This window comes from Rathayibacter sp. VKM Ac-2759 (assembly GCF_009834225.1).
In the GTDB taxonomy this organism is placed as follows: Bacteria; Actinomycetota; Actinomycetes; order Actinomycetales; family Microbacteriaceae; genus Rathayibacter.
On the sequence record NZ_CP047176.1, the window covers coordinates 3,623,060 to 3,648,962 of the forward strand.

Here is a 25,903-nt window from a genome sequence, read left to right on the forward strand (position 1 = left end):
GAGGAGGTCCTCTCATGGCCGATCGGCCGAACCTCCGTCATGTCGCCGCGGTCGCCGGCGTCTCGCACATGACCGTCTCGCGGGTCCTCAGCGGGCACCCCAACATCAAGGAGTCGACCCGCCAGAAGGTCCTCGAGGCCGTCGACGAGCTGAACTACCGGCCCAACATCGCCGCCCGCTCCCTCGTCACCCAGCGCACCGACCGCATCGGCGTGATGATCGAGAGCGGAGCCGAGTTCGGCCCCTCGAGCACCCTGCGCGCGATCGAGCGGGCCGCTCGCGAGAAGGGCTACTCGATCACCTCCGTCGCCCTGCGCGACGACCAGGACATGTCGCCCGTCGACGCCATCAACCACCTCTCGGGCCTCGGGATCGACGCGCTGTGCGTGATCGCGCCGCGCTCCTCCTCCGTCGCGACGCTGCGCACCGTCGAGATCGGCGTGCCGACCCTGGTCGTCAAGTCCGACAAGGACCCCAACTTCCTCACCGTCTCGGTCGACCAGCAGGGCGGGATGAGCCAGGCCGTCGACCACCTCGCCTCGCTCGGGCACCGCGACGTGCTGCACATGTCGGGGCCCCTCGACTGGCTCGACGCGCGCGCCCGCGAGCGCGCCTTCCACACCCGCGCGAAGGCGTGGGGGATGCACGAGCGGCCGATCGTCGTCGGCGACTGGACCCCCGACTCCGGCTACGACTTCGCCACGAGCCTGCGCTCGATCCCCGACTTCACCGCGATGGTCGTCGCGAACGACGAGATGGCGCTCGGAGTGATCCACGGGCTCGTCGAGCGCGGCATCCGGGTGCCCGAGGACGTCAGCATCATCGGCTTCGACGATCTGCCGACCGCGCGGCACTTCCTGCCCCCGCTGACGACCGTGCGGCAGGACTTCGACAAGCTCGGCACCACCGTCGCCGAGGTGATCCACGCGCGGATCCGCGGCCAGGAGATCCCGCAGCGCACGCGGATCGCCACCGAGCTCGTCGTCCGCGAGTCGACGGCTCCTCCGCGCGCCTGACCCGGGGGGTGATCCGCGGGGCCGCGCTCGCGTATCATCAGCGGCATCCTGGCGTTCCGACCCTGACGGCGCGCCCGACACGAACCGAGGACGGCACGTGGCATTCCAGTCGAGGACGACTCCGCGTTGCGCCGACCCCGTCGTCGAGATGTCGGGCATCCACGTGTCCTTCTCCTCCGGCCCGGCGCTCGAGGGCGCGGGCCTGAGGCTGGTCCCGGGCGAGATCCACGGGCTGATGGGCGAGAACGGCGCGGGCAAGTCGACGCTGATCAAGACGCTCACGGGCATCCACCAGCCCGACGCGGGCTCGATCGTGCTCGACGGAGTCGCGCGCCGCTTCTCGGGACCGGCCGACGCGAAGGCCGCCGGCATCACCGCCGTGTTCCAGGACGAGCGGCTGACCGACAACCTCAGCATCGGCGAGAACGTGATGATCGGCCACGAGATCCGGGGGCGCCTCGGCATCTCGTGGTCGCGCACCCACGCCCGGGCGGCCGAGATGCTCACCGAGCTCGGCCTCGGCGACCTCGACCCGCACCTGCCGCTGCGCTCGCTCTCCCCCGCGATCCGCCAGCTCGTCGCCATCGGCCGCGCCATGGTCGACCGGCCCCGCGTGCTGATCCTCGACGAGCCCACCTCGAGCCTCGACCTCGGCGACGTGGCGCGCCTGTTCGCGGTGCTGCGGAGGCTGCGCGACCAGGGAGTCGCGATCGTGTTCGTGTCGCACTTCCTCGAGCAGGTCCTCACGCTGTCCGACCGGGTGACCGTGCTGCGCGACGGCCGCACCGTCGGCGAGTACCCGGCGCGCGCGATGGACCGCGCGGAGCTGATCGCGAAGATGATCGGCGAGGACATCGAGGCGCTGCGCCAGATCGGCTCCGACCGCCGCGAGCACCGCAGGCAGCCGACCGGTCCGGCGATCTACCGCGCCTACGGCATCGGCCGGCGCGGAGCGGTCGCACCGACCGACCTCGAGCTGCACCGCGGCGAGATCGTGGGCTTCGCGGGCCTGCGCGGCTCCGGTCGCACCGAGCTCGCGTCCCTCCTGAGCGGCGTGGAGAAGGCCGACAGCGGCCGCGTGCTCATCGACGGGGAGCCTGCGCAGATCAGCGACCCGGTCTCGGGGCTGCGGAACCGCATCGCGCACTCGAGCGAGAACCGCCGCGAGGACGGCATCATCGGCGACCTCTCCCTCCGCGAGAACCTCGTGCTCGGCCTGCAGGCGCTGCGCGGCTGGGCGCACCCGCTGTCGGCCGCCGAGACCGACGCGCTCGTCGCGACCTACGTCGAGGCGCTCAACATCACTCCCGCCGATCCGGACACGCCGGTCAAGTACCTCTCCGGAGGCAACCAGCAGAAGGTGGTCCTGGCGCGCTGGCTCGCGACCAGGCCCCGCCTCCTCGTGCTCGACGAGCCCGCCCGCGGCATCGACGTGGCGTCGAAGGTCGAGATCCAGGCGCACATCGCGCAGCTCGCGAAGGAGGGGGTGTCGGTCGTCTACATCTCCTCCGAGCTGGAGGAGGTGGTGCGGCTGAGCGACCGCATCGTCGTCTTCAAGGACCGCGAGAAGATCGGCGAGGTCAGCAACGGCCCGTGGCTGACCGTGGACACCATCGTCGAGATGATCGCCGCCGACACCTCCGACGAGGCCGACGACACCTGGTGACCGCGGGCGCGGCCGGCGAGCGCTGCGGCTGTTGACCCCTCTGAAAGGTTTCACATAGGGTGGCACCGCCGGGGGAAAGCGCATTCCTGCAGCCCGGTCGCCATCGATGCCGAGGGATTCAATGCCGAATTCACGTCCACACACCGCTGCCCGCACGTCCGCCGCGGGGCTCCCGCGGCGCCGCTCCGCTCTCCGCTCCGGCCTGGGGCTCGCCCTGATCGCGGGCGTCGCGCTCGCCGCCGCGTCGCCCGCCGGCGCTCAGACCGCCGCCACCGCGAACCCCGCCCTGACCGTGCAGCTCGAGGACCTCGACCGCGGCGTCGTCGCGCTCGCCTCGCCCGACGGCGGCGTGTTCGTCAGCTGGCGCCTGCTCGCGACCGAGGTCACCGGCTCCTCCGGCACCGGGATGGTCGGAGCCGACTTCGCCGTCTACCGCGGCGCGGAGCGCGTCGGAGTCGTCACCGACAGCACCAACCTGCACGACCCCGCCGGCTCCCCCGGCGACGAGTACCGCGTGGTGGCGCTGGTCGACGGCGAGCCGGGCGAGCCCAGCGCGCCGGCCACCGCCTCCGCCGACGCGTTCGAGACCCTGCCGCTGCAGAAGCCGGCCGACGGGGTCACTCCCGCCGGCGAGGCCTACACCTACAGCGCCAACGACATGAGCGTCGGCGACATGGACGGCGACGGCGACTACGAGTACGTCGTGAAGTGGTACCCCTCCAACGCCAAGGACGTCTCGCAGAAGGGCTACACCGGCAGCACCTACCTCGACACCTACGAGGCCGACGGCACCCTGCTGCACCGGATCGACCTGGGCGTGAACATCCGCTCGGGCGCCCACTACACGCAGTTCATGGTCTCGGACTTCGACGGCGACGGCCGCTCCGAGATCATGACCAAGACCGCTCCGGGCACCGTGACGCTGCCCGGCGGCGACCCGGCGCGGGCGGAGTCGATCACGCTGCTCCCCGAGGACGTCGCCGCGGGAGTCACCCCCGCCGACGACTACCGGCTCTCGGCCGCCGACTACCGCGAGCACCTCATCGGGGTGTTCGAGGGCTGGAGCACCCGCGACGAGGTGACGAGCGGCCAGTGGCCCGCGACCCTCGAGGAGGCGTTCGGCACCGCCCCCACGCACACGTACCCGCTCGACCGCGCCGGGGCCACCGAGCTCGTCGACTACTTCATCGACGTCTACGCGCCCAGCCGCAGCGACCGCAACGACCTGACCACCTTCGAGGGCTTCATCCTCGACGGCCCCGAGTACCTCACCGTGTTCGACGGCGAGTCGGGCGTCGAGCTCGAGACCGTCGCCTACGAGCCGGGCCGCGGAGACGACGGCCTGCTCTGGGGCGACTACGCCTACTCGCGGATCGAGCCGGGCAACCGCAACGACCGCTTCCTCGCAGCAGTCGCCTCCTTCGACGGCGAGACCCACTCGGCCGTCTTCGCCCGCGGCTACTACACCCGCGCCGTCGTCGTCGCCTACGACTGGGACGGCACCTCGCTCACGCAGCGCTGGGTCGCCGACAGCGGCCACGTGCCGATGACGAACCCGTTCAACGACGCCCCGCACGGCCGGGAGGGGACCAGCCCCGAGTGGGCGACCCTCACCACCCAGGGCTTCCACTCGCTGAGCGCCGCGGATGTCGACGGCGACGGCCGCCAGGAGATCGTCTACGGCTCCGCGACCCTCGACGACGACGGCAGCCTGCTCTACAGCTCCTACGACACCCTCCCCGAGGGCAGCTCCGCGCCCGGGACCTCCGCGAAGCTCGGCCACGGCGACGCGATGCACGTGACCGACATCGACCCCGCGCGCCCGGGCCTCGAGATCTTCACCGTGCACGAGGGCGGTGTCGGCGCCCCCTACGGGTACGCGCTGCGCGACGCCGCGACCGGCGAGGTGCTCTTCGGCGCCTACTCCGGCAAGGACACCGGTCGCGGGATGATCGGCGACATCGACCCGGCGATCCCGGGCCAGGAGGTGTGGGCGATCGGCGAGCTGTCGGCCGCCGGCGAGCCGCTCTCGGACACGCAGCCCGGCACCAACCAGAGCATCCGCTGGGCGGCCGACATGACGACGCAGATCGTCGCGAGCACGACGATGCAGGACGCGACCCCGGTCACTCCGACGATCGTGACCGGCGACGGCACGGTGCTGCTCTCGGCCGACGGCACGGTGACGAACAACGGGACGAAGGGGAACGCGTCCCTGGTCGCCGACGTGCTGGGCGACTGGCGCGAGGAGCTGCTGCTGCCGACGGCCGACTCGAGCGCGATCCGGATCTACTCGAGCACCGAGGTCACCGACCGCAAGCTCACCACGCTGATGCACGACCCGCAGTACCGGGTCGAGGTCGCGCGCCAGAACACCGCCTACAACCAGCCGTCGTACACCTCGTACGGCCTGGCGAGCGACATCGACTGGTCGACGGTGCCGGTGCTCGCGCAGGAGGGGACCGAGCCGACGCCGGTGCCGACGCCCGCGCCGACCGAGCCCGCGGTGACGCCCGCGCCCTCGCCCGAGCCGACCGCGGTCGTCGTCCCCGTGACGACTCCGACCGCTGCGCCGGCGGCGGGATCGCACGACGCCCTCGCCGCGACCGGCGCCGACCTGTCGCTGCTCCCGGCAGGAGCGCTCGCGCTCCTGCTCGGCGGCGGGATGCTGCTGCTGCGCCGCCGCGCCGCCTGACACCGAGGGAACCCCGGAGCGTCGAGGGAGCCCGCCCTACGGGGCGGCCTCGACGGTTCGGGGTTCCCTCACTGCTCGTGCGGCGCCGTCCCGAGCAGCTGCAGCGACGGGGCGCGGCCCTTCTCGATGTGGGTGAAGGCGATCGACTCGGCGAGGCGGTCGTTGCCCGCGAGGATCGCCTCCAGGAGGCCCTGGTGCTCGTCGGACTGCTGATGCTGGTCGCGCGCCGACGTCAGGTAGAACAGCCACGTCATCCGCCCGCTGACCGCCCGCATCAGCGAGCCGAGCAGCGCGCTGCCGGCGATGTCGACGATCGCCTCGTGCACGATCGTGCTGGTCTCGGCGACGAGCAGCCAGTCCTCGCTGTCGAGCGCGCGGTGCTCGGCGGCGATCGCGTCGTGCAGCGGGGCGGGCGACACGCCCTCCGCCACGCGGCGCGCGGCCAGTCGCGCGGCCAGGGTCTCGAGGCTGAGGCGCACGTCGAACAGCTCGGTGACGTCGGCGGCGGTCCACTCCGAGACGCGGGAGCTGCGCCTCGGCAGGGTGCGGACGAAGCCCTCGTTCTCGAGCTGCGGCACCGCCTCGCGGATCGGGAGCCGCGACACGTTCAGCTCGCTGGCGAGCGTCGACTCGACCAGCCGCGAGCCCTGCGGGTAGCGGCCGAGGATGATCTCGCGGCGGAGCGTGCGGTAGGTCTGGGCGGTCAGCGACTCCTCGGGGGCGATGCTCGACACGCGGGCCTCCTTCGCTCGACTCCCCCTATTCAACCGGGTCGGCACGCCCACCGTCACCGCGCGGCCCGCGTCTCGACCTCGACGCCGAGCGCCGCCCGTTCGGCCCGGGCGAGGACGTAGGCGCCCGCGGCCAGATCCTGCAGGCCGATGCCGACGGAGTTGAACACGGTGACGTCGTCGTGCGAGCGGCGGCCGGTGGCGCGCCCGACCAGCACCTCGCCGAGCTCGGCCACATCGGCGGGCCGGAGTCCGGAGCGGCGCACGTTGTCCGACTCCGAGAAGGCGATCCCGCGGGTGTCGACCACCACGCGGTCGGCGCGCGCGAAGGCGTCAGCGCCCAGCTCGCGGTAGCCGTGCCGGGGCGGCGAGCCGACCGCGTTGACGTGCACGCCGTCGGCGAGCCAGCCCGCCTCGAGCAGAGGCTCGACCGACGGCGTCAGGGTGCACACGACGTCCGCGCCGCGCACGGCGCTCTCCAGGTCGTCCGGCGCCGTCGCCGGGACGCCGTTGGCGACGAGCTCGGCGGCGAGCGCCGTGGCGCTCGATCCCGACGGCGACCACACGCGGACCTCGTCGAGGGTCAGCACCGAGCCGAGGGCGAGCGCGTGCTCGCGGGCGAGCGGGCCGGCGCCGACGAGGGTGAGGATCCGGGATCCGGGGCGGGCGAGCGCCCCCGTGGCGAGCGCCGAGACGGCGGCCGTCCGCAGCCGGGTCAGCGCGCGGCCGTCGATCAGCGCGAGGCACTCGGCGGTGTCGGCGGAGTAGAGGGAGACCGTCGAGCGCTGCGGAGGAAGCCCGCTCGCACGGTTGCGCGGGGCGTCGATCAGCAGCTTGACGGCGGCGAGACCGAGGTAGGGCGCGAAGGCGCTCATCGGGACGGCGGCGGGGCCGTCGGCGCTGGCGTCGCCGGGGATCCGCAGGGCCTCGGGGACCGGCTGCACCGCGCCTGCGTCGGCGAGGGCCCGGTGGGCGTCGGCCAGCGCGGCGATGAGCCCGGGCCATTCGGTGAGCGCCTCGCACTCCTCCGACGTGATGATGCGTGTCGACATGTCGTCCTCCTGCGCCCATTCTGTATGCAGAATTACCGCCACCGCACCTGGGCGAGCAGCGGCCTCGCGCCCGGTGCCGGTATGCAGAAGGTGCTGACGGGCCGCGAAATGAGCGGAATTCGGGCGACAACTGGTGCTTTGCGGATACAGAACCGCGGTCCGGATGTTTACACTCCCGAAACCTCCCGTGATGCGCACGAAACAGAGAAGCGGCAATTCTGTATACCGACAGCAGTACCGACAGCAGTACCGACATCCCACGAGAACGGAGGTGGCGCCATGGGCCCGTACATCTGCCGACGACTCCTGCAGGGTCTCGCGACGATCTTCGCCGTCGTCACGATCGCCTTCGGCCTGGGCCGCCTCAGCGGCAGCCCCGCCGCGCTCCTGCTCACCGAGAACGCGTCGCCCGAGCAGATCGCCGACCTGAACCACCGTCTCGGCTTCGACCTGCCGCTCTGGCAGCAGTACCTGCAGTACCTCGGCGGGCTGGTCACCGGCGACTTCGGCGACTCCTACCGGCAGGCCGGCGTCTCGTCGATGCAGCTGGTGCTCGAGCGGCTGCCCGCGTCGCTCTCACTCGGCGCGGTCGGCCTCGTGCTCGGCCTGGCCCTCGCGCTCGTGGCCGGAGTCGTCATCCAGCTCACCCGCTCCCGAGGGCTCCGCGCCCTGTCGCTCGGGCTCGGCTCCACCCGCCAGGCCATCCCGGACTTCTTCTTCGGCCTGCTGCTGGTCCTGGTCCTGTCGGTCTGGCTGGGCCTGCTGCCCTCGCTCGGCAACCGGGATCCGCTGGCGATCATCATGCCGGCGCTCACCATCGCGACGGGCCAGTTCGTGCTCTACACGCGACTGCTCGACAACGCCCTGACCGAGCAGTCGACGCAGGACTACGCCCGCACCGCCTTCGCCCGCGGCGAGAACCGCTTCCGCGTGGTCGTCGGCGAGCTGCTGCCCAACGCGTTCCTGCCGGTGCTGACGGTCGCCGGCATCAGCCTCGGCTCCTTCCTCGGCGGCCTCGTGATCGTCGAGAACGTCTTCGCCTGGCCGGGCATGGGGCAGCTGATGCTCGGCGCCGTCTACTCCCGCGACTTCCCGGTCGTGCAGTCGGGCCTGATCGTGGTCGCCCTGCTGTTCATCCTCGCCAATCTGCTCGTCGACCTCGTGTCCGGGCTCATCGATCCCCGAGTGAGGCTCGCATGACGACCACCGAGATCATCCGCACCGGCGCCCTCCGCGCCGGCATCACCACCGCCTTCGCCCGCGGGCGCCGGGTGCCCGCCCTGCAGGTCCTCGGCGCCGCGATGGTCGGCTCGATCGTCCTCTTCTCGCTCGTCTACCCGCTCCTGCCCGGCTACGACCCCTTCGCCCAGGACCTCTCGACAGTGCTCGCCGCGCCGGGAGCGTCCGCAGAGCACTGGCTGGGCACCGACGCGCTGGGCCGCGACGAGGCGAGCCGCCTCGCACTCGCCGGCCGGGTCACGCTGGGCATCGTCCTGCTGATCGTGGTCGTCAACAGCCTCGTCGGCATGGCGATCGGCACGTGGTCGGGCTACGTGGGCGGCAGGACCGACAACGTGCTGATGGGCCTCGCCGACATCCAGCTCGCGATGCCCGTGATCCTGGTGCTGATCGCCCTCGCCGCATCACTCGGCCCGAGCGTCTGGCTGATGATCACCGTGCTCGCCGCGACCTACTGGGTCGGCTACGCCCGGGTCGCCCGCAGCACCGCGATGGCGCTGCGGGACCGCGACTTCGTGCTCGCCCCGCGGATCCAGGGGGCCGGCGGTCTGTGGACCGTGCGGCGGCACATCGTGCCGAACGTCGCGGTGCAGATGATGATCCTCGCCTCCAGCGACATCGGCGCGGTCATGCTGCTCACCTCCTCCTTCGACTTCCTCGGCCTCGGCGTGCAGGCGCCGACGCCCAGCTGGGGCCTGATGATCAGCGAGGGCCAGGACTACGTCCGCCAGGCGCCGCACCTCGCGGTCATCCCCGGCGTCGCGATCTTCCTCACGGTCGCCGGCACCAACCTGCTGAGCCAGCGCTTCACCGCAGAGGGCTCGGCGACCACTGTCCGACGCACGTCACGACGATCCGTGAAGCGGAGCCTCCGATGACCCCCCTCGACGACACCTCGCCCGCCGACGACCGAGCGGTCCTGCTCGACGTCCAGAGCCTCAGCGTCGGCTACACCGACGAGCACGGCGACACCGTCACCCTCGTCGACCGCGTCTCGTTCACCCTGCACGAGCGCGAGGTGCTCTGCCTGGTCGGCGAGTCGGGCTCGGGCAAGAGCGTGACGATGCTCGCCGTGCTGGGCCTGCTCCCCGCGGGCCTCGAGGTGCTCGGCGGCACCGTGCACTACCGCGGCCGCGACGTGCTCGGGATGCCGGAGCCGGAGCTGCGGGGCCTGCGCGGCAGCGAGCTCGCGATGATCTTCCAGGACCCGATGACGGCGCTGAACCCGGTCAAGCGGGTCGGCGGTCAGATCGGGCGGGCGCTGCAGGTGCACGACCGCTCGCTCGGCCGCGCCGAGGTGCGGCGCCGGGTCACGGGCCTGCTCACCGACGTCGGGGTCCCCGATCCGGAGCAGCGCGCCAAGGCCTATCCGCACCAGTGGTCGGGAGGCATGCGGCAGCGGGCCGTCATCGCGATGGCGATGGCGAACGAGCCCTCGGTGCTGATCGCCGACGAGCCGACCACCGCGCTCGACGTCACGATCCAGGCGCAGATCATGACCGTGCTGGGCACCGTGCGGGCCGAGACCGACGCGGCGATGGTGCTCATCACGCACGATCTGGGTCTCGTGGCCGAGGTCGCCGACGTCGTGTGCATCCTCTACTCCGGCCGCGTGGTCGAGCGGGGATCGGTCTGGGACGTCTTCGCCCACCCCGCGCACCCCTACACCGCGGGGCTGCTCGGCAGCCTGCTGTCGGCCGAGCACAGCGGCGACCGGGTCTACGCGATCCCGGGGTCGCCTCCGTCGCCGCAGAACCGCCCGCGCGGCTGCCCGTTCGCGCCGCGCTGCGAGCTGCCCGCCAAGTCGGAGCTCTGCACCCAGCTCGAGCCGCTGCTCGACGACGTCGGAGGCGACCAGTGGGCCGCCTGCCACTTCGCGCGGCAGACCCCGCGGTTCGCCGCCGAGGTGACCGCGTGAGCGCGCCGGTGCTGAAGGTCGACGACCTGCACGTGCGGTTCCGTCAGCGCACCGGCCTCCGCTCGCGCCGCGTCATCGAGGCCGTCAAGGGCGTCTCGTTCGAGCTCGGGCGCGGCGAGACCCTCGGGCTCGTCGGCGAGTCCGGCTGCGGCAAGTCGACGCTCGTCCGCACGATCTTCGGCCTCAACCCCGTCGCGAGCGGCTCGATCGAGGTGCTCGGGCGCCGGCTCGACACCCTCTCGACCCGCGAGCGGCGGAGCGTGCAGAACCGGATGCAGCTGGTGTTCCAGGATCCGTACTCGGCCCTCAACCCGCGGTTGACGGCGCACGAGATCGTCGCGGAGCCGCTGCGCATCGCCGGACGCTACTCCCGCGACCGCGTGGTCTCGCTCCTCGACGACGTGGGCCTCGGCACCGACGCGCTCGAGCGCCGCCCCGCCCAGTTCTCGGGCGGGCAGCGCCAGCGGATCGGCATCGCCCGCGCCCTGGCGCTCGAGCCCGACGTGCTGGTGCTCGACGAGCCCGTGTCGGCCCTCGACGTCTCGGTGCAGGCGCAGGTCATCAACCTGCTGAAGGACCTGCAGGCCGCCCGCGGACTCTCGTACCTCTTCATCGCCCACGACCTGGCCGTGGTGCGCTACCTCTCCGATCGCGTCGCGGTGATGAACCGCGGCGAGTTCGTCGAGGTCGGCACCCGCGACCAGGTGTTCGACGCCCCCGCGCACCCCTACACGCGCTCGCTCCTGGACTCCATCCCGCTCTCCGACCCCCGGCAGCGCCCGGACGCGCCGGCCGCCCCGCACCCCACCGAAGCCCCCTCACTCATCGAAGGAACCCACCGCTCATGACCAGGAACCGCGCCACGCCCGTCATCGCCCTCACGACCCTCGCGCTCACGATCGCGGCCCTCACCGGCTGCTCGGGAGCCTCGAGCGGAGCCTCGGCCGACCGCGACATCGTCATCGGCCAGGTGGCGGAGCCGGAGAGCGCGCCCGACCCGATCATGGACGGGTCGCTCGCGGGCTACAACTACTACTACAACGTGTTCGACCAGCTCACGAAGCTCGACGCCGACGGCGTGATCGAGCCCTCGCTCGCCACCGAGTGGACTCCGAGCGCCGATCTGACGACCTGGACCTTCACCCTCCGCGACGACGCCGTGTTCTCGAACGGCGACCCGGTCACCGCCGGCGACGTCGCGTTCACCTACAACACGATCCTGGCCTCGCCCGACTCCGACAACCTCGGCTACATGGGCGTGCTGCAGTCGGTCGAGGCGACCGACGACACCACCGTCGTCTTCACCCTGAACGCGCCGTTCTCTCCGTGGCCCTCGATCACGACCGCCATCTCGATCGTGCCCGAGACGGTCTACACCGAGCTCGGCTCGGAGGGCTTCGCGGCCGCCCCCGTCGGCAGCGGCCCGTTCCGCTTCGTCAGCTACACCCGCGGCGTCGAGTACGTCATCGAGAGGAACCCCGACTACTGGGGCGAGGAGCCCGAGGTCGAGAAGGTCACGTTCCAGACGGTCGGCGACTCGGATGCGCGGCTCAACGGAGTCTCGTCGGGCAGCCTCGACATCGCCCTGATCTCGCCCAACCAGGTCGACTCCCTGAGCGGCAGCGGCGTCGACGTGGCCTCGCGCACCGCCAACGGCGTCACCTTCCTCGGCATGAACTCGAGCACCGGCGTGCTGGCCGACGCGCGCGTCCGCCAGGCGATCCGGCTCGCGATCGACAAGCAGTCCCTGGTCGACGGCGTGCTCAGTGGCCGCGCGGTCGCGAACGACCAGATCGTGGCTCCGGATGTGACGGGCTACGCCGACATCGACGCCACCGAGTACGACCCCGAGGCCGCGGAGGCGCTCCTCGCGGAGGCGGGTTACGCCGGCGAGACGATCCCGCTCCAGTACGCGACGGAGGGGCGCATCCCGCTCTCGTCCGAGATCGCGCAGGCGATCGGCGGCTACCTCGAGGCGGTCGGGATGACGGTCGAGCTGAAGGGCACCGACCAGGCGAGCCTCTCGAACATCATCTACGGCACCGTCTCGGTCGAGGGCCTGTACCTCAACACGTGGGCGCCGTCGACGATGGACGGCGACATGCCCGCCACGAACCTCTTCGCGGGCGGGCAGAACGACTACGCGAAGTCGCCCGAGCTCGCGGCGCTCGTCGAGGAGCAGCGGACCGTGACCGGCGACGAGCGCGCGGCCGTCTTCGCCGAGATCGCGCAGACCAACATCGACAACGCGTTCATCGACCCCCTGTTCACTCCGGACGCCGACTACGCAGTCGCCCCCGGCATCGAGTGGACGCCCCGCGCCGACGGCGAGTACGTGCTGAGCGACGTGACGTTCACCGACTGAGCATCGGACACCGACTCCCTCTCGATCTGAAAGGCTCCACCCCATGCCGAGCTCCACGCTCCTCCGCGACGTCCGCCCCTGGGGAGGCGAGGCGCGCGACGTCGTCGTCGACGAGACCGGGATCGTCGCGATCGCCCCCGTCGGCGAGGGCGCGGCCGACGCGGTCGTCGACGGCCGCGGCGGCATCCTGGTCCCGTCCTTCTCGGACGTGCACGTCCACCTCGACTCGACGCGCCTCGGACTGCCGTTCCGGCCGCGGACCGGAGAGGAGGGCCGCTGGGGCCGGATCATGAACGACCGCGCGCACTGGCGCAGCGCCGAGGCCTCCGTGGCCGACCGCGCGACCTCGACGCTGGGCACGATGATCGAGAAGGGCGCGACCCGCGTGCGCAGCCACGCACAGGTCGACGCCGACTCCGGTCTCGAGAAGTTCGAGGGCGTGCTCGCGGCCCGCGAGGCGCACCGCGACCGCAGCGACGTCGAGATCGTGGTGTTCCCGCAGGTGGGCGTCTTCGTGGAACCCGGAGTCGTCGAGCTGCTCGACGAGGCCCTCTCGCTCGGCGGCGACCTGATCGGCGGGATCGACCCGTGCGAGATCGACCGCGACCCCGTGCGCCACCTCGACGCCGTCTTCGCCCTCGCCGAGAAGCACGGTGTCGGCCTCGACATCCACCTGCACGAGCGCGGCTCGCTCGGCCTCTTCTCGATGGACCTGATCGCCGAGCGGGTCCGCGCCCACGGTCTGCAGGGTCGCGTCTCGATCTCGCACGCGTTCGCCCTCGCGTCGACCGACCGCGGAGTCGCCGCGGCGATCGAGACGCTGGCCGCCCTCGACGTCGCGCTCACCACGATCGCCCCCGGACCGGGCGCCGAGCTGCCGCTGCTCGACCTGCTCGCCGCCGGCGTCCGCGTCGGCCTCGGCATGGACGGCCAGCGCGACTACTGGTCGCCGTGGGGTAACGGCGACATGCTCGAGCGCGCGTTCCTGCTCTCCCACGGGCAGGGCTTCGACAACGACGTGGACATCGAGCACGCGCTCGCGGTCGCGACGTGGGGCGGCGCCTCCGTGATCGACGGCGGACTGCACCGTCTCTCCTCCGTCGCCGACCGCCCGGGCCTCGCCGTCGGCGACCCGTCGGAGCTCGTCGTCCTGCGGGGCGACACCCCGACGGCCGCGGTGATGGACCGCGACCCCGACCGCCTCGTCGTGCACCGCGGCCGCGTCGTCGCCTCGGGCGGCACCCTGGTGTGACGCCGCGTCGATCCGTCACAGAAGCACCGTGTGCGCGACTCGCACGGTGCTTCTGTGACGGATCGGATCCGCAACGGCTGCCGATCTGCGCCCGCGCGATGCGCCTCCGCTGAGCCGCTACTCGACCAGGGTCGAGCGCGCGGCCGCCGACGACGCGATGACGGGCGCGCCCGCCTCGAGCACGGCGGTGCCGTACGGAGGCAGCTGCACCGCAGAGTCGACGCCCCAGCCCTCGAGCGGCACGTCGACCGGAGCCGACCCCTGGTTGATCACGAACAGCAGATCGCCGCGGCGAACGATCTCGACACCCGCGGGAGCCGCCGGCGGCACGATCACGGAGGCGGCGGTCAGCACCGCGTCGAGCAGCAGGTCGACCCCCTCCGGAGACGGCTGCGTCGCGACGTACCACGCCGCGCCCGAGCCGTGCGCCCGGCGGGTGACCGCGGGCAGCCCGTCGAGGTCGCCGCCGACGAAGCCCGCGAGGACCGTCGCCGTGGTCGGCACCACGATCTCCGACCACACGGTGCCCACGAACGCACCGAGCTCGAGTCCGTCGACCACCACGGTCGAGTCGACCGCGCCCTCGAGCAGCAGCGGGGCGAACTCCTCGACGCGCACGCCCAGAACCTGCCCGAGCGGGCCCGGATAGCCGCCGTCGTGGATCCGCTCGACCTCGTCGACGATGCCCGAGTAGTAGCCCACCAGCAGCACCCCGCCCTCGGCGGCGAAGCGCTCGAGCCGCGCGGCGTCCTCGACCGACAGCACGTAGAGCTGCGGCGCGATGACCACGCGGTAGCCGCTCAGATCGGCGGAGGGCGGCACGAAGTCGACCGGCACGTTGCGCGCGTAGAGCCCCCGGTACCAGCTCTCGACGCCCGCGAGGTAGTCGAAGGTCTGCGCGTGCGCGCCTGCCTCCATCGCCCACCGGCTGTCCCAGTCGAGCACGATCGCGACCTCGGACCGCGAGCGGACGCCCTCGACGGCTCCGAGCCGCGACAGCGCGTCGCCCAGCTCGACGACGTCGCGCCAGATCCTCGTGTCGGTGCCGCCGTGCGGCAGCATCGCCGAGTGGAACTTCTCGGCGCCCGAGACCGACTGGCGCCACTGGAAGAAGTTGATCCCGTCGGCGCCGCGCGCCAGGGCCTGCAGCGACATCGAGCGCATCTGGCCCGTGGGCTTCCGCGCGTTCGTCGTCCGCCACTGCACGTGCGAGGTCGCCTGCTCCATCAGGAGCCAGGGGCGGCCGCCACCGAGCGAGCGCATCAGATCGCGCGAGAAGGCGGCCTTCATCGGGCTCGACTCGTCGAACGGGTCGTAGTAGTTGTCGTCCGAGATCACATCGAGGTGCGGCGCCCATCGCCAGTAGTCCAGCGGCTCGAACGCGCCGATGAAGTTGGTGGTGACGGGGACGTCCGGTGAGATCTCCCGCACGATGGCCTTCTCCATCAGGAAGCACTCGAGGAGCGCGTCCGAGCTGAAGCGGCGGAAGTCGAGCAGCTGAGTGGGGTTCCGGAAGTTCGGCGCGATCCGCGGCGGCAGGATCTGCTCGAACGAGGTGTAGTGCTGCGACCAGAAGGCCGTGCCCCACGCGGCGTTCAGCGCGTCGATGCCGCCGTAGCGTGCCTCGAGCCAGACGCGGAACGCCCGCGCCGCGTCGTCGGAGTAGTCGAGGTTGGTGTGGCAGCCGTACTCGTTGTTGATGTGCCACATCACGAGAGCCGGATGCGCGCCGTAGCGCTCGGCCATCGCCCGCACCAGCCGCGCGGCGTGCGCGCGGTACGCCGGGGAGGTGGGCGAGTAGTGCTGCCGCGAGCCCGGCCAGCGCCGCACGCCCCGCTCGTCCTCGGGCAGGATCTCGGGGTGCGCGGCGAACAGCCACGGCGGAGGCGACGCGGTCGCGGTCGCGAGGTCGACGCCGATGCCCGCGCCGTGCAGCAGATCGAGCACGCGGTCGAGCCAGCCGAAGTCGTAGCGGCCCTCCTCCGGCTCGAGCAGCGCCCACGAGAACACGCCGACCGTGACGAAGTTCACGCCCGCCTCGCTCATCAGCCGCACGTCCTCGGCCCAGACCTCCTCGGGCCACTGCTCGGGGTTGTAGTCGCCTCCGTACTTCAGCGCCACGCGTCAGCCCTTGCTTCCACCGGCGGTGAGGCCGGACTGCCAGTACCGCTGCAGGAAGAGGAACGCGATGATCAGCGGCAGCGTCGAGATCAGCGAGCCGGTCAGCACGGAGGAGAACAGCGCCTCACCGCCGTTGCCGCGGGTCGCCGAGGCCTGCCACTGCGCGAGACCGACGGTCAGGGGCAGCAGGTCCTTGTTGTTCAGCATGATCAGCGGCAGGAAGTAGTTGTTCCAGGTCGCGACCAGCGAGAACAGGAGCACGGTGACCATGCCGGGGGCGAGCAGGCGGAAGCTCAGAGTGCGGAAGATCCGGAACTCGCCCGCGCCGTCGATCCGGCCCGCCTCCAGCATGCTGTCGTCGATCGCGCCCTGGGCGTAGACGAGCATCAGGTAGACGCCGAACGGGTTGACCAGCGAGGGCAGGATGATCGCCCACGGGGTGTCCGTCAGCCCGACGGAGCTGAACAGCAGGAACGTCGGGATCGCGAGCGCCGTCGCCGGCACCATGATCGCGCCGAGCACGATGCTGAACATCGCCCTCTGCCCGCGGAACGCGTACTTCGCGAAGGCGTAGCCGGCGAGCGTCGACAGCAGCGTCGCTCCGACCGCGCTGACCCCGGCGTACACGACTGTGTTGAGCAGCCAGCGGGTGAAGATCCCGCCGTCGCGGGTGAAGACGTCGGCCGCGTTCTGGAAGAACGCGAAGTCGGCGCCGAACGCGAAGCCGAACGAGTTGAAGAGCCCGCTGTTGGTCTTGGTCGAGGCGATCGCGAGCCACGCGATCGGGAGCAGGAAGTAGGCGGCCGCCAGCAGCATGAGCGCCGTGAGCGGGAAGCTCGGGCGGTCGAACCGGGGCCGGCGGGGCTTCCGGCGAGCCGGGGCCGTGGTCGTCGCGACCGCAGCGGGGGGCGGGAGTGTGGCAGTCATCGCGACCGCTCCTTCCTGGTGGTGCTGAGCTGCACGACGTACGAGACGACCATGATCACGAAGCCGAGGAGGAACGAGACCGCGGCGGCGTAGTTGAGCTCGTTGCGACCGAAGGCCAGCGTGTAGGCGTAGAGGTTGGGGGTGAAGGAGCCGTCGATCACGGTCGGCGCGATCGCCTTGAGCAGCTGAGGCTCGGTGAAGAGCTGGAACGAGCCGATCACCGAGAAGATCGCCGAGAGGATCAGCGCGGGGCGGACCGCGGGGATCTTGATGCTCCAGGCGACGCGGATCGCTCCGGCGCCGTCCATCTTCGCCGCGTCGTAGAGCTCCTCCGGGATCGAGCGGAGCGCCGCGTAGATGACGATCATGTTGTAGCCCACGAACGACCACGTCACGATGTTCGCGATCGAGCCGAGCACCCACTCGCTCGAGAGGAACGCGGGCGCCGGCAGCCCGATGCTGCGGGCGATCTGTGCGAAGGGGCCGAAGTCCTGCCCGTAGAGGTAGCCCCACATCAGCGCCGCGATGACGCCGGGGATCGCGTACGGCAGGAAGATGCTGAGCCGGACGAACCCCGAGAGGCGCAGGCGCCCGGTGTCGAGGATCAGCGCGAAGATCAGCGCCAGGGCGAGCATCACCGGCACCTGGAGCACGAGGAACAACGCCACGCGTCCGAGTCCGCCGAGGAAGTCGGGGTCGGTGAGCGCGCGTGCGTAGTTGGCGAGGCCGACGAAGCTCTGCCCGCCGACGAGCTGCACGCGGTAGAGGCTGAGCCAGAACGCGTAGACGAGGGGGACGACGAGCATGAGCGCGAACACGATCATGAACGGCGCGACGAAGCCGTAGGCGGCGAGCGTCTTCTGGCGGGTCGCGGGCGACGCGCGCCGGCGCTCGGGCGCGGGGCGGGCCGGCGCGGTGACTTCTGCGGTCATGGTGTTCTTCCTCTGAAGAGGTGAGCGGGAGGGGGAGCCCCGGAGCTGAGCCCCCGGGGCTCCGCGCGGTGAGCTGCAAGGCGGAGGAGGGAGCGATACCGGCGGTATCGCGACCGACGACAACGCCGCAGATCGCCGTGTGGAGCCCCGGGAGTCAGAGCCGGGGCCTTCAGTCACTTGACGGTGAAGCCCTGGCTGGTCGCGTACTCCGTGACCTGGTCGTCCCACGCCTGGAGGGCGTCGGTCAGGCTGGTCTTGTCCGTGAGCGCCTTGCCGAAGGTGTCCTGGTAGGCCTCGGACACCGGGTCCATGAACGGGAGCCACTGGAAGTCGGCGCTGACCGTCGGTGAGATCTCGGAGTAGAGCTCGTTGGTCTTCTGGCCGCCGAAGAACTCGACCGGCGCGTCGGTGAACGCGGGGTCCTCGAGCGCCGAGGTGGCCGCGGGGAACAGCGAGAGGTCGTTGCCCATGGCGAGCGCGGAGTCGTGGTCGCTGTTGATGAACTCGGCGAACTTCGCGGCCGGGATCGGGTTCTGGCTGGTGCCGATCACCGTGTTGGCGGATCCGCCGACGCTGCCGGAGACGTCCTGGCCCTCCTCCCACTGCGGGAGCTTCGACGCCGACCACTTGCCGGCCGTGTCGGCCGCGGTGCCCTGCAGGAACTGCGGGCCCCAGGCGGCGGCGACCCACGAGGCGTACTTGCCGCTCGCGAGACCCTGATACCACTGGTCGGTGAAGTCGGGGTCGGTCGAGACGAGGTCGGAGTCGACGAGCCCCTGCCAGTACTCGGCGACGTTCTCCATCTCGGGGCTGGTCAGGTCGATCCCGACGGTCTGGTCGCCGTCGTAGCTGAACGGCTTGGCCCCGCCCTGCCAGAAGAGGCCGAGGGTCGCGGTGGCGTTGCTGGGCGAGATGTTGGCGATGTAGGTCGACGGGTCGGCCGCGTGGATCGTGGCGGCGTCGGTCGCGAACTCGTCCCAGGTCGCGGGCGAGGTGGTGATGCCGTTGGCCGAGAAGATGTCGTTGCGGTAGAGCAGGCCGAGAGGGCCGGTGTCCTGCGGGACTCCCCAGATGCCGTCGTCGGTGGCGACCTGGTCCCACGCGAAGTCCTGGAACTGCGACGAGAGGTCGGCGTCGAGGTACGGGGTGAGGTCGGCGAACTGCTTCTCGAGGATGAACGAGGGCATGTTGTGGTACTCGATCTGCGCGACGTCGGGGGCGCCCTTGCCCGCCTTGAGAGCGCTGCGCAGCTTCGTGTAGTAGTCGTTGCCCGAGCCCACGTTGACCAGGTCGACGGTGATGTCGGGGTACTCCTCCTCGAACATGGCGACCTCGGCCGAGAGGTCGTTCCAGGTCCAGAAGGTGATGGTGGTCGGAGTCGTCATCGCGGTGTCGATGTCGTCCTGCGACACGTCCGCGGCGGCCGGTGCGGCCGACGGCGTCGAGCACCCGGTCAGCACCAGGACGGAGCCGAGAGCTGCAGCCGCCAGCATCGTCGCTGCGCGGCGGGAGGGAGAGCGCATGTTCACTGCTTTCGATCGGCCGTCGGTTCCGTGTCGGAGCCGGCGGCGGGTGACCGACGGACGTCGCCTCGTCGGTGAGTTCGGTTACCGGTAACAGTTGCTGTTACCGGTAACCGCTCTGCGAGACTAAGCGCGCACGAGGCGGAGCGCAAGGCCGGTCCGTCACCGAGCGGCGGTCGACCTCCGGACCACCAGCGAGACCTCGTCCGGCTCCGCCGGACTGTGCTCGGCATCGGCGCGGCCCTCGATCATCCCGATCAGCTGCTCGACCGCCGATCGGCCCCGCACAGCGAAATCGAGCCGCACCGTGGTCAGCGGCGGCACCGTGAACGCCGACTCCGGCACGTCGTCGAAGCCGACCACGCTCACCTCGCCGGGGACGTCGACGCCCCGCTCCCACAGCGCGCGGAACACGCCCATCGCCATCTGGTCGTTCGCCGCGAAGATCGCCGTGGCCTCGAGCGGGTCGGAGAGTCCGCGGACGGCCTCGTACCCCGACTCCGCCGTCCAGTTGCCCTCCACCACGGGCAGGAGGGGGAGTCCGGCCGACTCGAGCGCCTCCCGGTAGAGCGCCTCGCGGTTGATCGCCGAGATCCAGTCGCGCGGCCCGGAGACGTGCAGGATCCGGCGGTGCCCGAGCCCGAGCAGGTGCTCCATCGCGAGCCGCGCGCCGCGCGAGTTGAGGCTCTCGGTCGCCGGGGTGCCGTCGTAGACCGGCTCGGTGTCGGGCAGGAACGGCACGCGGTGCTCGAGGCCGGCGAGCGCGTCGCGGAGGCGGCGCGTGGGCGCCATCGCGAACACCCCGGCGAGCTGCTGATCCTCGAGGAGGTCGATGGCGTGCGCGATCTCGACGTCGTTCTCGGGGTCGAGGCTGATGATGTCGAGGAGGTACCCCGCCTCGCGCGCCGCCCGCGCGGCTCCGGCGACGATGCGGTTCGGGCCGAGCTCGTGCAGCTGGTAGACGAGGGCCCCGAGCCGGTAGGACCGGTTGGTCGCGAGGGCGCGGGCCGTCTGGTTGGGGCGGAAGCCGAGCTCCTCGATCGCCGCCTCGATGGCGGCGCGGGTCGCATCGCGGATGGTGGTGCCCTTGACGTACCGCGACACCGACTGGTGCGAGACCCCGGCGCGATCGGCCACGTCGTAGATGGTCGGGCGCCGCTTGCGGGTGGTGTCGGGCAGTGCCATCGGTCACCCACTCCCCTCGGCGGCGGGCGTTCCCGGCGGCGCTGGAAAGACCCTACGACCTCCGCCGCGGGGGCGAGTCCGGCGGTGGTGCCCAATCGTTACACGAGCACTGCGGACGCCTGTTGCGTCACAAGAATTGTTCACGGTAACATCCGGGGTGAGGACGCGCTCAGTCGTTGTCCACTGCACATCCTGCTCTCACTGCACCCCGGGCCACCAGGCCCGCTTTCAGGGCCCCTGGGCCCACACCCGCACGGGCGCACCCGCGTGCCCGTGATCTCAAGGAGGAGATCCATGTACAACACGAGGCGTTTCGGCCAGATCCTCGGATTCGCAGCAGTCGGCGCCCTGGCGCTCGGCCTCGCCGGCTGCTCCGGCGGATCGGACTCCGGCTCCGGTTCGGACGACGACCTGACGACCATCGGCTTCGTGGCCGTCGGCCCCGAGGGCGCCTGGCGTCAGGCGAACGAGACCAACATCGAGGAGACGTTCACCGAGGACGCCGGCTACGACCTCAAGTACGCACCCGCCACCAACGGAGACCAGAAGTCGCAGATCGACTCCTTCACCTCCTTCGTGGACGAGGGCGTCGACGTGATCCTGCTGTCGGCGACCGAGGGCTCGGGCTGGGAGGACTCGCTCGAGCGCGCTCAGGAGGCCGAGATCCCGGTCATCCTGATCGACCGCGGCATCGAGCCCGACAACACCGACCTCTACGTCACCCGCATCGCGCCCGACAACATCGCGGTCAGCACCTCGGTCGCCGACTGGGCCAAGACCGCGTTCCCCGACGGCGCCAAGTACTTCACGCTCGAGGGCCCCGCGGGCGTCTCGGTCGTCAACGAGCGCAACGAGGGCTGGGACGAGGTCATCGGCGCCGACTCCGCCTTCACCAAGGTCGGCGCGCAGACCGCCAACTGGTCGACCGAAGAGGCGAAGAGCGTCTTCGAGACCGTCCTGAAGTCGAACAACAACGACGTGCAGATGGTCTTCGCCCAGAACGACGAGATGGGCCTCGGCGCCGTCCAGGCCGTCGAGGAGGCCGGCCTCACCCCGGGCGTCGACGTCAAGATCGCCACGATCGACGGCACCAAGAACGCCCTGCAGGCGCTCGCCGACGGCAAGCTCAGCTTCGTCGCCGAGTACAACCCGCTGTTCGGAGAGACCGCCCTCGACGCCGTCGAGGCGACCCTCGCCGGCGAGACCGTCGAGTCCTCGATCGTCGTGCCGAGCGAGACCTTCGACTCGCCCGAGGCCGCCTCGGCCGCCCTGCCCGACCGCAAGTTCTAGAGCGCACCTCTAGGAAGACCACTCCACGCGGAGCGACCGGGGCCCCCAGCGGGTCCCGGTCGCTCCGGCCTCCGGCGCAGCGAAGCGCCACTCGAGAACGGAACGACGCGGCATGACAGGTTCGCCTCCGATCGTCGAGATGAAGAACATCTCGATCAGCTTCCCCGGCGTGAAAGCCCTCGACGGAGTCGACTTCCGCCTGTTCCCGGGCGAGGTCCACACCCTGATGGGCGAGAACGGCGCCGGCAAGTCCACCCTCATCAAGGCGCTCACGGGCGTCTACACGATCGACAGCGGAGACATCGTCATCGGCGGCGAGACCCGTCGTCTGACCGGCACGGCCGATGCGCAGTCCGCGGGGATCTCCACCGTGTACCAGGAGGTCAACCTCTGCACCAACCTCAGCATCGGCGAGAACGTCATGCTGGGCTACGAGGTGCGCGGTCCCTTCGGCATCAACTGGCGAGCGACCCACGAGGCCGCCCGCACCGCGCTCGAGAAGCTCGGCCTCGGTCACCTCGACCCGCGCCGGCCGCTCGCGTCGCTCTCGATCGCGATGCAGCAGCTCGTCGCCATCAGCCGCTCGACCGTCAGCGACTCCCGGGTCCTGATCCTCGACGAGCCGACCTCGAGCCTGGACGCGAACGAGGTGGAGAACCTCTTCGTCGTCATCCGCCGCCTCCGCGCGGAGGGTGTCGCGATCCTCTTCGTCTCGCACTTCCTCGACCAGGTCTACGCGATCAGCGACCGGCTCACGGTGCTGCGCAACGGGCAGTACGTCGGCGAGTACCTCACGCACGAGCTCGACCGCACCTCGCTCATCTCGAAGATGATCGGCAAGGACATCGCGGCGCTGCGCTCGCTCGACTCCGAGCGCGAGAACAGCGACCACCTCTACCGCGAGGCCCCGCTGTACTCAGCGAAGGGCCTCGGCAAGAAGGGCTCGATCGAGGCGACGGACCTCACTCTGCACCGCGGAGAGGTCGTCGGACTCGCCGGGCTCCTCGGCTCCGGCCGCACCGAGCTCGCGCGCCTGATCTACGGCGTCGACAAGCCCGACACGGGCGAGATCACGCTGCACGGCAAGAAGATCGACGTCCCGACGCCGACCGCCGGCCTCGCGCACAAGATCGCGTTCTCGAGCGAGAACCGCCGCGACGAGGGCATCATCCGCGACCTGTCGGTGCGCGAGAACCTCATCCTCGCGGTGCAGGCCAAGCGCGGCTGGGCCCGCCCCCTCTCCAAGAAGGAGAAGGACGAGATCGTCGGCAAGTACCTGGTCGAGCTCAACGTGCGCCCGGCCGACCCCGACCGCCCCATCAGCAAGCTCTCCGGCGGGAACCAGCAGAAGGTCCTCCTCGGACGCTGGCTGGCCACCGCCCCCGAGATCCTCATCCTCGACGAGCCCACCCGCGGCATCGACGTCGGAGCCAAGGCCGAGATCCAGGAGAAGGTCGTCGCTCTCGCGGGCGAGGGCGTCGCCGTCGTGTTCATCTCGTCCGAGCTCGACGAGGTCGTCCGCCTCAGCGATCGCATCATCGTCCTCAAGGACCACCGCGTGATCGCGGAGATCCTCAACGGACCCGCTGTCACTGCGGAGTCGATCGTCACTACCATCGCCGCAGAGGGAGTCGTCGACGAGGACGTCGTCGTTCTCGAAGGCGCCACGCAGGAGGCCGCATCATGAGCAGCGACAGCAAGCCCGACCGGGGCTCCGTGCTCGCCGGGCTGATCCGCCGTCAGTACTTCTGGGGAGCCGTGGCGATCGCGCTGCTGCTGCTCGTCAACGTCGTGAAGGATCCGAGCTACCTCGCCGTCTCGGTCAGCCCGACCACGGGCTACCTGGTCGGCAACGTCATCGACATCGCGCGGGCGGCAGCGCCCATCCTGATGATCGCGGTGGGCATGTGCCTGGTCGTGGCGACCGGAGGCATCGACCTCTCGGTCGGCTCGATCATGGTGGTCGCCGGCGCGGTCTCGATGGAGTTCCTGAACGCCAACGGCGCTCCCGACTCGCTCGGCGCGGCCGCCGCGGCCTTCGCCGTCGCGCTCCTGGTCGCCGGGGTCCTCGGGGCCGTGAACGGCATCCTGGTCTCGGTCGTGGGGCTGCAGCCGTTCATCAGCACCCTCGTGGTGATGCTCGCCGGCCGCGGTCTCGCCAAGGTGATCACCGGCGGGCAGAACACCGCCGCGACGAACGAGCCGTTCCGCTGGATCGCGAACGGCTACGTCTTCGGACTCCCCGTCGTCTTCCTCCTCGCCATCGCGATCGTCGTCGTGGTCGGAGTGCTGGTGCGCCGCACCGCCCTCGGCCTGATGATCGAGGCGATCGGCATGGACCCGAAGGCGGCCCGTCTCGCCGGCATCAACCGCCGCGGCCTGCTGATGACCGCCTACATCGGCAGCGGCCTGCTCGCCGGAGTCGCGGGCGTCTTCGCCACGGCCAGCGTCATGACGGTGGACGTGTCGCGGACGGGCTACCAGCTCGAGCTCGACGCGATCCTCGCGGTCGTGGTCGGCGGCACCTCGCTCGCGGGCGGCAAGTTCAACATCACCGGAGCCGCCATCGGCGCCATCCTGATCGCCACGCTCGACAAGACGGTCGTCTTCCTCGGCGTCTCCTCGAGCGCGACGCCCGCCTTCAAGGCGATCGTGATCGTCGCCCTCTGCCTGCTGCAGTCCGAGCGCGTGCGCTCGGCCTTCACTCAACGTCGCGAGGCGCGCCGCAGCGCACCGCAGAAAGAGGCGATCCCCGCATGAGCGCCGTGATGACCCGCTCCGCCCCTCCGACGAGCTCGAACCGCTCCTCGGCGCGGTCGTGGCTGACCCAGCACCTCGACAAGCTGCCGACCCTCGCCGCGCTGATCATCTTCCTCGCGATGATCGTCTACGGAGAGGCCGCGTACGGCCGCATCCTGCAGGCGAGCACCGTCTCGAACCTGCTGATCAACAACGCGCACCTGATCATCCTGGCCGTGGGGCTCACGTTCGTGATCCTGACCGGGGGCATCGACCTCTCGGTCGGCGCGATCATCGCCTTCAGCAGCGTGAGCGGCGTGCTGCTCATCAACGCCGGCTGGAACCCGTGGCTCGTGATGGTGCTGATGATCCTGATCGGCTCGGGCTTCGGCCTCGTGTCGGGCGTGCTCATCCAGTACTTCAACGTGCAGCCGTTCATCGCGACGCTCGCCATGATGTTCCTGGCCCGGGGCCTCGCCTCGATGCTGAGCACCGTGCCGGAGCGCCTCCCCGAGGACTCGGCCGTGCTCAGCCTGGCGGCTCCGATCAAGCTGATCGACGGCCCGAAGGTCAACGACTTCGTGATCAGCCCCGGCGTGATCATCGCGCTGCTGGTCGTCGCGGGGGCGTTCTTCGTCCTGCACCGCACCCGCCTCGGCCGCACGGTCTACGCGATGGGCGGCTCCGAGCAGTCGGCGGCCCTCATGGGCCTGCCGGTGCTGCGGACGAAGCTTCTGATCTACGTGATCAGCGGCACCCTCGCGGGCCTCGCCGGCGTCGTCTACACGGCCCGTCTCGGCAGCGCGCAGAACATCACCGGCACCGGCTGGGAGCTCGACGCGATCGCGGCGACGGTCATCGGAGGCACGCTGCTCACCGGCGGCGTCGGCTTCGTGCTCGGCTCGGTGATCGGCGCCCTGGTGCTCGGCCTGATGAACGTCCTGATCACCCGCGACGGCGGCATCCCGCCCGAGGCGACGACGATCATCACCGGCGGCATCCTCCTGGTCTTCGTGCTCCTGCAGCGCGCGGTGATGGCCCGCAACAAGACCTGACGCGCCTCCGCGCCACGTCCACCGCCCCCTCGCTGCTCGTCCGGCGAGGGGGCGGTGCCGTCTCTCCTCCTCCAGGCGGGCGCGGCCTGCCCGAGGTCTGAGAGAGCGGGCAGATTCGTCGTCGCGTTGACGTCAACATCGTGTTACCGTGAACATCGCCGACTCGCGTCGGACCCCCTCTCCTCAGCAATGGTGCC

At 70.9% G+C, this 25,903-nt stretch carries 20 protein-coding genes; 13 read left to right on the top strand and 7 right to left on the bottom strand.

Translation table 11 applies throughout. The features are described 5' to 3' along the window. The first annotated feature begins 14 nt into the window (after positions 1 to 14). The 3 genes from GSU68_RS16885 (at position 15) to GSU68_RS16895 (ending at position 5,377) form a co-directional block, all read left to right on the top strand. Positions 15 to 1,016 carry a LacI family DNA-binding transcriptional regulator gene (locus GSU68_RS16885; RefSeq protein ID WP_159909806.1) on the top strand — a complete coding sequence of 334 codons (1,002 nt, stop codon included), beginning with the start codon at positions 15 to 17 and terminating at the stop codon, positions 1,014 to 1,016. Positions 1,017 to 1,113: 97 nt separating this feature from the next. After that, positions 1,114 to 2,682, top strand: coding sequence for a sugar ABC transporter ATP-binding protein (locus GSU68_RS16890; protein WP_348272499.1), 1,569 nt, complete (start codon positions 1,114 to 1,116; stop codon positions 2,680 to 2,682). A 121-nt stretch (positions 2,683 to 2,803) separates the two neighbouring features. Next, positions 2,804 to 5,377 (top strand): rhamnogalacturonan lyase, encoded by a 2,574-nt coding sequence (locus GSU68_RS16895; RefSeq protein WP_159909807.1) that lies wholly within the window; start codon positions 2,804 to 2,806, stop codon positions 5,375 to 5,377. Positions 5,378 to 5,445: 68 nt separating this feature from the next. Here GSU68_RS16895 and GSU68_RS16900 read toward each other — a convergent pair whose 3' ends face one another. Together GSU68_RS16900 and GSU68_RS16905 are read right to left on the bottom strand one after the other, a co-directional pair. Beyond that, entirely contained in the window at positions 5,446 to 6,111 is a 666-nt protein-coding gene (locus GSU68_RS16900) for a GntR family transcriptional regulator (protein WP_159909808.1), read from the bottom strand. A 53-nt stretch (positions 6,112 to 6,164) separates the two neighbouring features. Continuing rightward, on the bottom strand, positions 6,165 to 7,160 hold the full coding sequence (locus GSU68_RS16905; RefSeq protein WP_159909809.1) for an ornithine cyclodeaminase family protein: 996 nt from the start codon (positions 7,158 to 7,160) through the stop codon (positions 6,165 to 6,167). Positions 7,161 to 7,439: 279 nt separating this feature from the next. On the opposite strand from GSU68_RS16905, the gene GSU68_RS16910 reads away from it, so the two are divergent. Genes GSU68_RS16910 through GSU68_RS16935 form a run of 6 tightly spaced genes read left to right on the top strand, consistent with a single transcriptional unit; the run spans position 7,440 to position 13,934 of the window. Further along, the gene (locus tag GSU68_RS16910) at positions 7,440 to 8,360 is read left to right on the top strand and encodes an ABC transporter permease (protein WP_159909810.1); all 921 of its coding nucleotides are present in this window, start codon (positions 7,440 to 7,442) and stop codon (positions 8,358 to 8,360) included. Beyond that, the gene (locus GSU68_RS16915; protein ID WP_159909811.1) at positions 8,357 to 9,277 is read left to right on the top strand and encodes an ABC transporter permease; all 921 of its coding nucleotides are present in this window, start codon (positions 8,357 to 8,359) and stop codon (positions 9,275 to 9,277) included. The genes GSU68_RS16910 and GSU68_RS16915 overlap by 4 nt, the downstream gene beginning before the upstream one ends. Continuing rightward, a complete protein-coding gene (locus GSU68_RS19740) occupies positions 9,274 to 10,317 on the top strand; it encodes an ABC transporter ATP-binding protein (protein ID WP_159909812.1) in 1,044 nt (347 codons plus the stop codon). Before GSU68_RS16915 ends, GSU68_RS19740 begins: the two co-directional genes overlap by 4 nt. Then, positions 10,314 to 11,165: an ATP-binding cassette domain-containing protein gene (locus tag GSU68_RS19745; RefSeq protein WP_159909813.1), complete on the top strand. Its 852-nt coding sequence runs from the start codon at positions 10,314 to 10,316 to the stop codon at positions 11,163 to 11,165. The genes GSU68_RS19740 and GSU68_RS19745 overlap by 4 nt, the downstream gene beginning before the upstream one ends. After that, on the top strand, positions 11,162 to 12,682 hold the full coding sequence (locus tag GSU68_RS16930) for an ABC transporter substrate-binding protein (protein ID WP_159909814.1): 1,521 nt from the start codon (positions 11,162 to 11,164) through the stop codon (positions 12,680 to 12,682). The genes GSU68_RS19745 and GSU68_RS16930 overlap by 4 nt, the downstream gene beginning before the upstream one ends. Before the next feature lie 43 nt (positions 12,683 to 12,725). Continuing rightward, the gene (locus tag GSU68_RS16935) at positions 12,726 to 13,934 is read left to right on the top strand and encodes an amidohydrolase family protein (RefSeq protein ID WP_159909815.1); all 1,209 of its coding nucleotides are present in this window, start codon (positions 12,726 to 12,728) and stop codon (positions 13,932 to 13,934) included. 117 nt (positions 13,935 to 14,051) lie between these two features. On the opposite strand, the gene GSU68_RS16940 is transcribed toward GSU68_RS16935, so the two are convergent. The 5 genes from GSU68_RS16940 to GSU68_RS16960 all read right to left on the bottom strand — a co-directional run bounded on the left by GSU68_RS16940 (position 14,052) and on the right by GSU68_RS16960 (position 20,622). After that, positions 14,052 to 16,055 carry a beta-galactosidase gene (locus GSU68_RS16940; RefSeq protein WP_208544603.1) on the bottom strand — a complete coding sequence of 668 codons (2,004 nt, stop codon included), beginning with the start codon at positions 16,053 to 16,055 and terminating at the stop codon, positions 14,052 to 14,054. Positions 16,056 to 16,058: 3 nt separating this feature from the next. Beyond that, the gene (locus GSU68_RS16945) at positions 16,059 to 16,982 is read right to left on the bottom strand and encodes a carbohydrate ABC transporter permease (protein ID WP_159909816.1); all 924 of its coding nucleotides are present in this window, start codon (positions 16,980 to 16,982) and stop codon (positions 16,059 to 16,061) included. Beyond that, complete coding sequence (locus tag GSU68_RS16950; protein ID WP_159909817.1) at positions 16,979 to 17,914, bottom strand: sugar ABC transporter permease; 936 nt, start codon at positions 17,912 to 17,914, stop codon at positions 16,979 to 16,981. Before GSU68_RS16950 ends, GSU68_RS16945 begins: the two co-directional genes overlap by 4 nt. Positions 17,915 to 18,087: 173 nt before the next feature. Continuing rightward, entirely contained in the window at positions 18,088 to 19,437 is a 1,350-nt protein-coding gene (locus tag GSU68_RS16955; RefSeq protein ID WP_159909818.1) for an extracellular solute-binding protein, read from the bottom strand. Positions 19,438 to 19,599: 162 nt separating this feature from the next. After that, the gene (locus GSU68_RS16960) at positions 19,600 to 20,622 is read right to left on the bottom strand and encodes a substrate-binding domain-containing protein (protein ID WP_159909819.1); all 1,023 of its coding nucleotides are present in this window, start codon (positions 20,620 to 20,622) and stop codon (positions 19,600 to 19,602) included. Positions 20,623 to 20,916: 294 nt separating this feature from the next. Between GSU68_RS16960 and GSU68_RS16965 the strand changes: the two genes are divergently transcribed. The 4 genes from GSU68_RS16965 to GSU68_RS16980 all read left to right on the top strand — a co-directional run bounded on the left by GSU68_RS16965 (position 20,917) and on the right by GSU68_RS16980 (position 25,706). After that, complete coding sequence (locus GSU68_RS16965) at positions 20,917 to 21,912, top strand: ABC transporter substrate-binding protein (RefSeq protein WP_159909820.1); 996 nt, start codon at positions 20,917 to 20,919, stop codon at positions 21,910 to 21,912. Positions 21,913 to 22,024: 112 nt separating this feature from the next. Beyond that, positions 22,025 to 23,599: a sugar ABC transporter ATP-binding protein gene (locus GSU68_RS16970; protein ID WP_159909821.1), complete on the top strand. Its 1,575-nt coding sequence runs from the start codon at positions 22,025 to 22,027 to the stop codon at positions 23,597 to 23,599. Next, complete coding sequence (locus GSU68_RS16975) at positions 23,596 to 24,672, top strand: ABC transporter permease (protein ID WP_159909822.1); 1,077 nt, start codon at positions 23,596 to 23,598, stop codon at positions 24,670 to 24,672. The genes GSU68_RS16970 and GSU68_RS16975 overlap by 4 nt, the downstream gene beginning before the upstream one ends. Continuing rightward, a complete protein-coding gene (locus GSU68_RS16980) occupies positions 24,669 to 25,706 on the top strand; it encodes a sugar ABC transporter permease (protein WP_159909823.1) in 1,038 nt (345 codons plus the stop codon). The genes GSU68_RS16975 and GSU68_RS16980 overlap by 4 nt, the downstream gene beginning before the upstream one ends. The last annotated feature ends 197 nt before the right edge of the window (positions 25,707 to 25,903 follow it).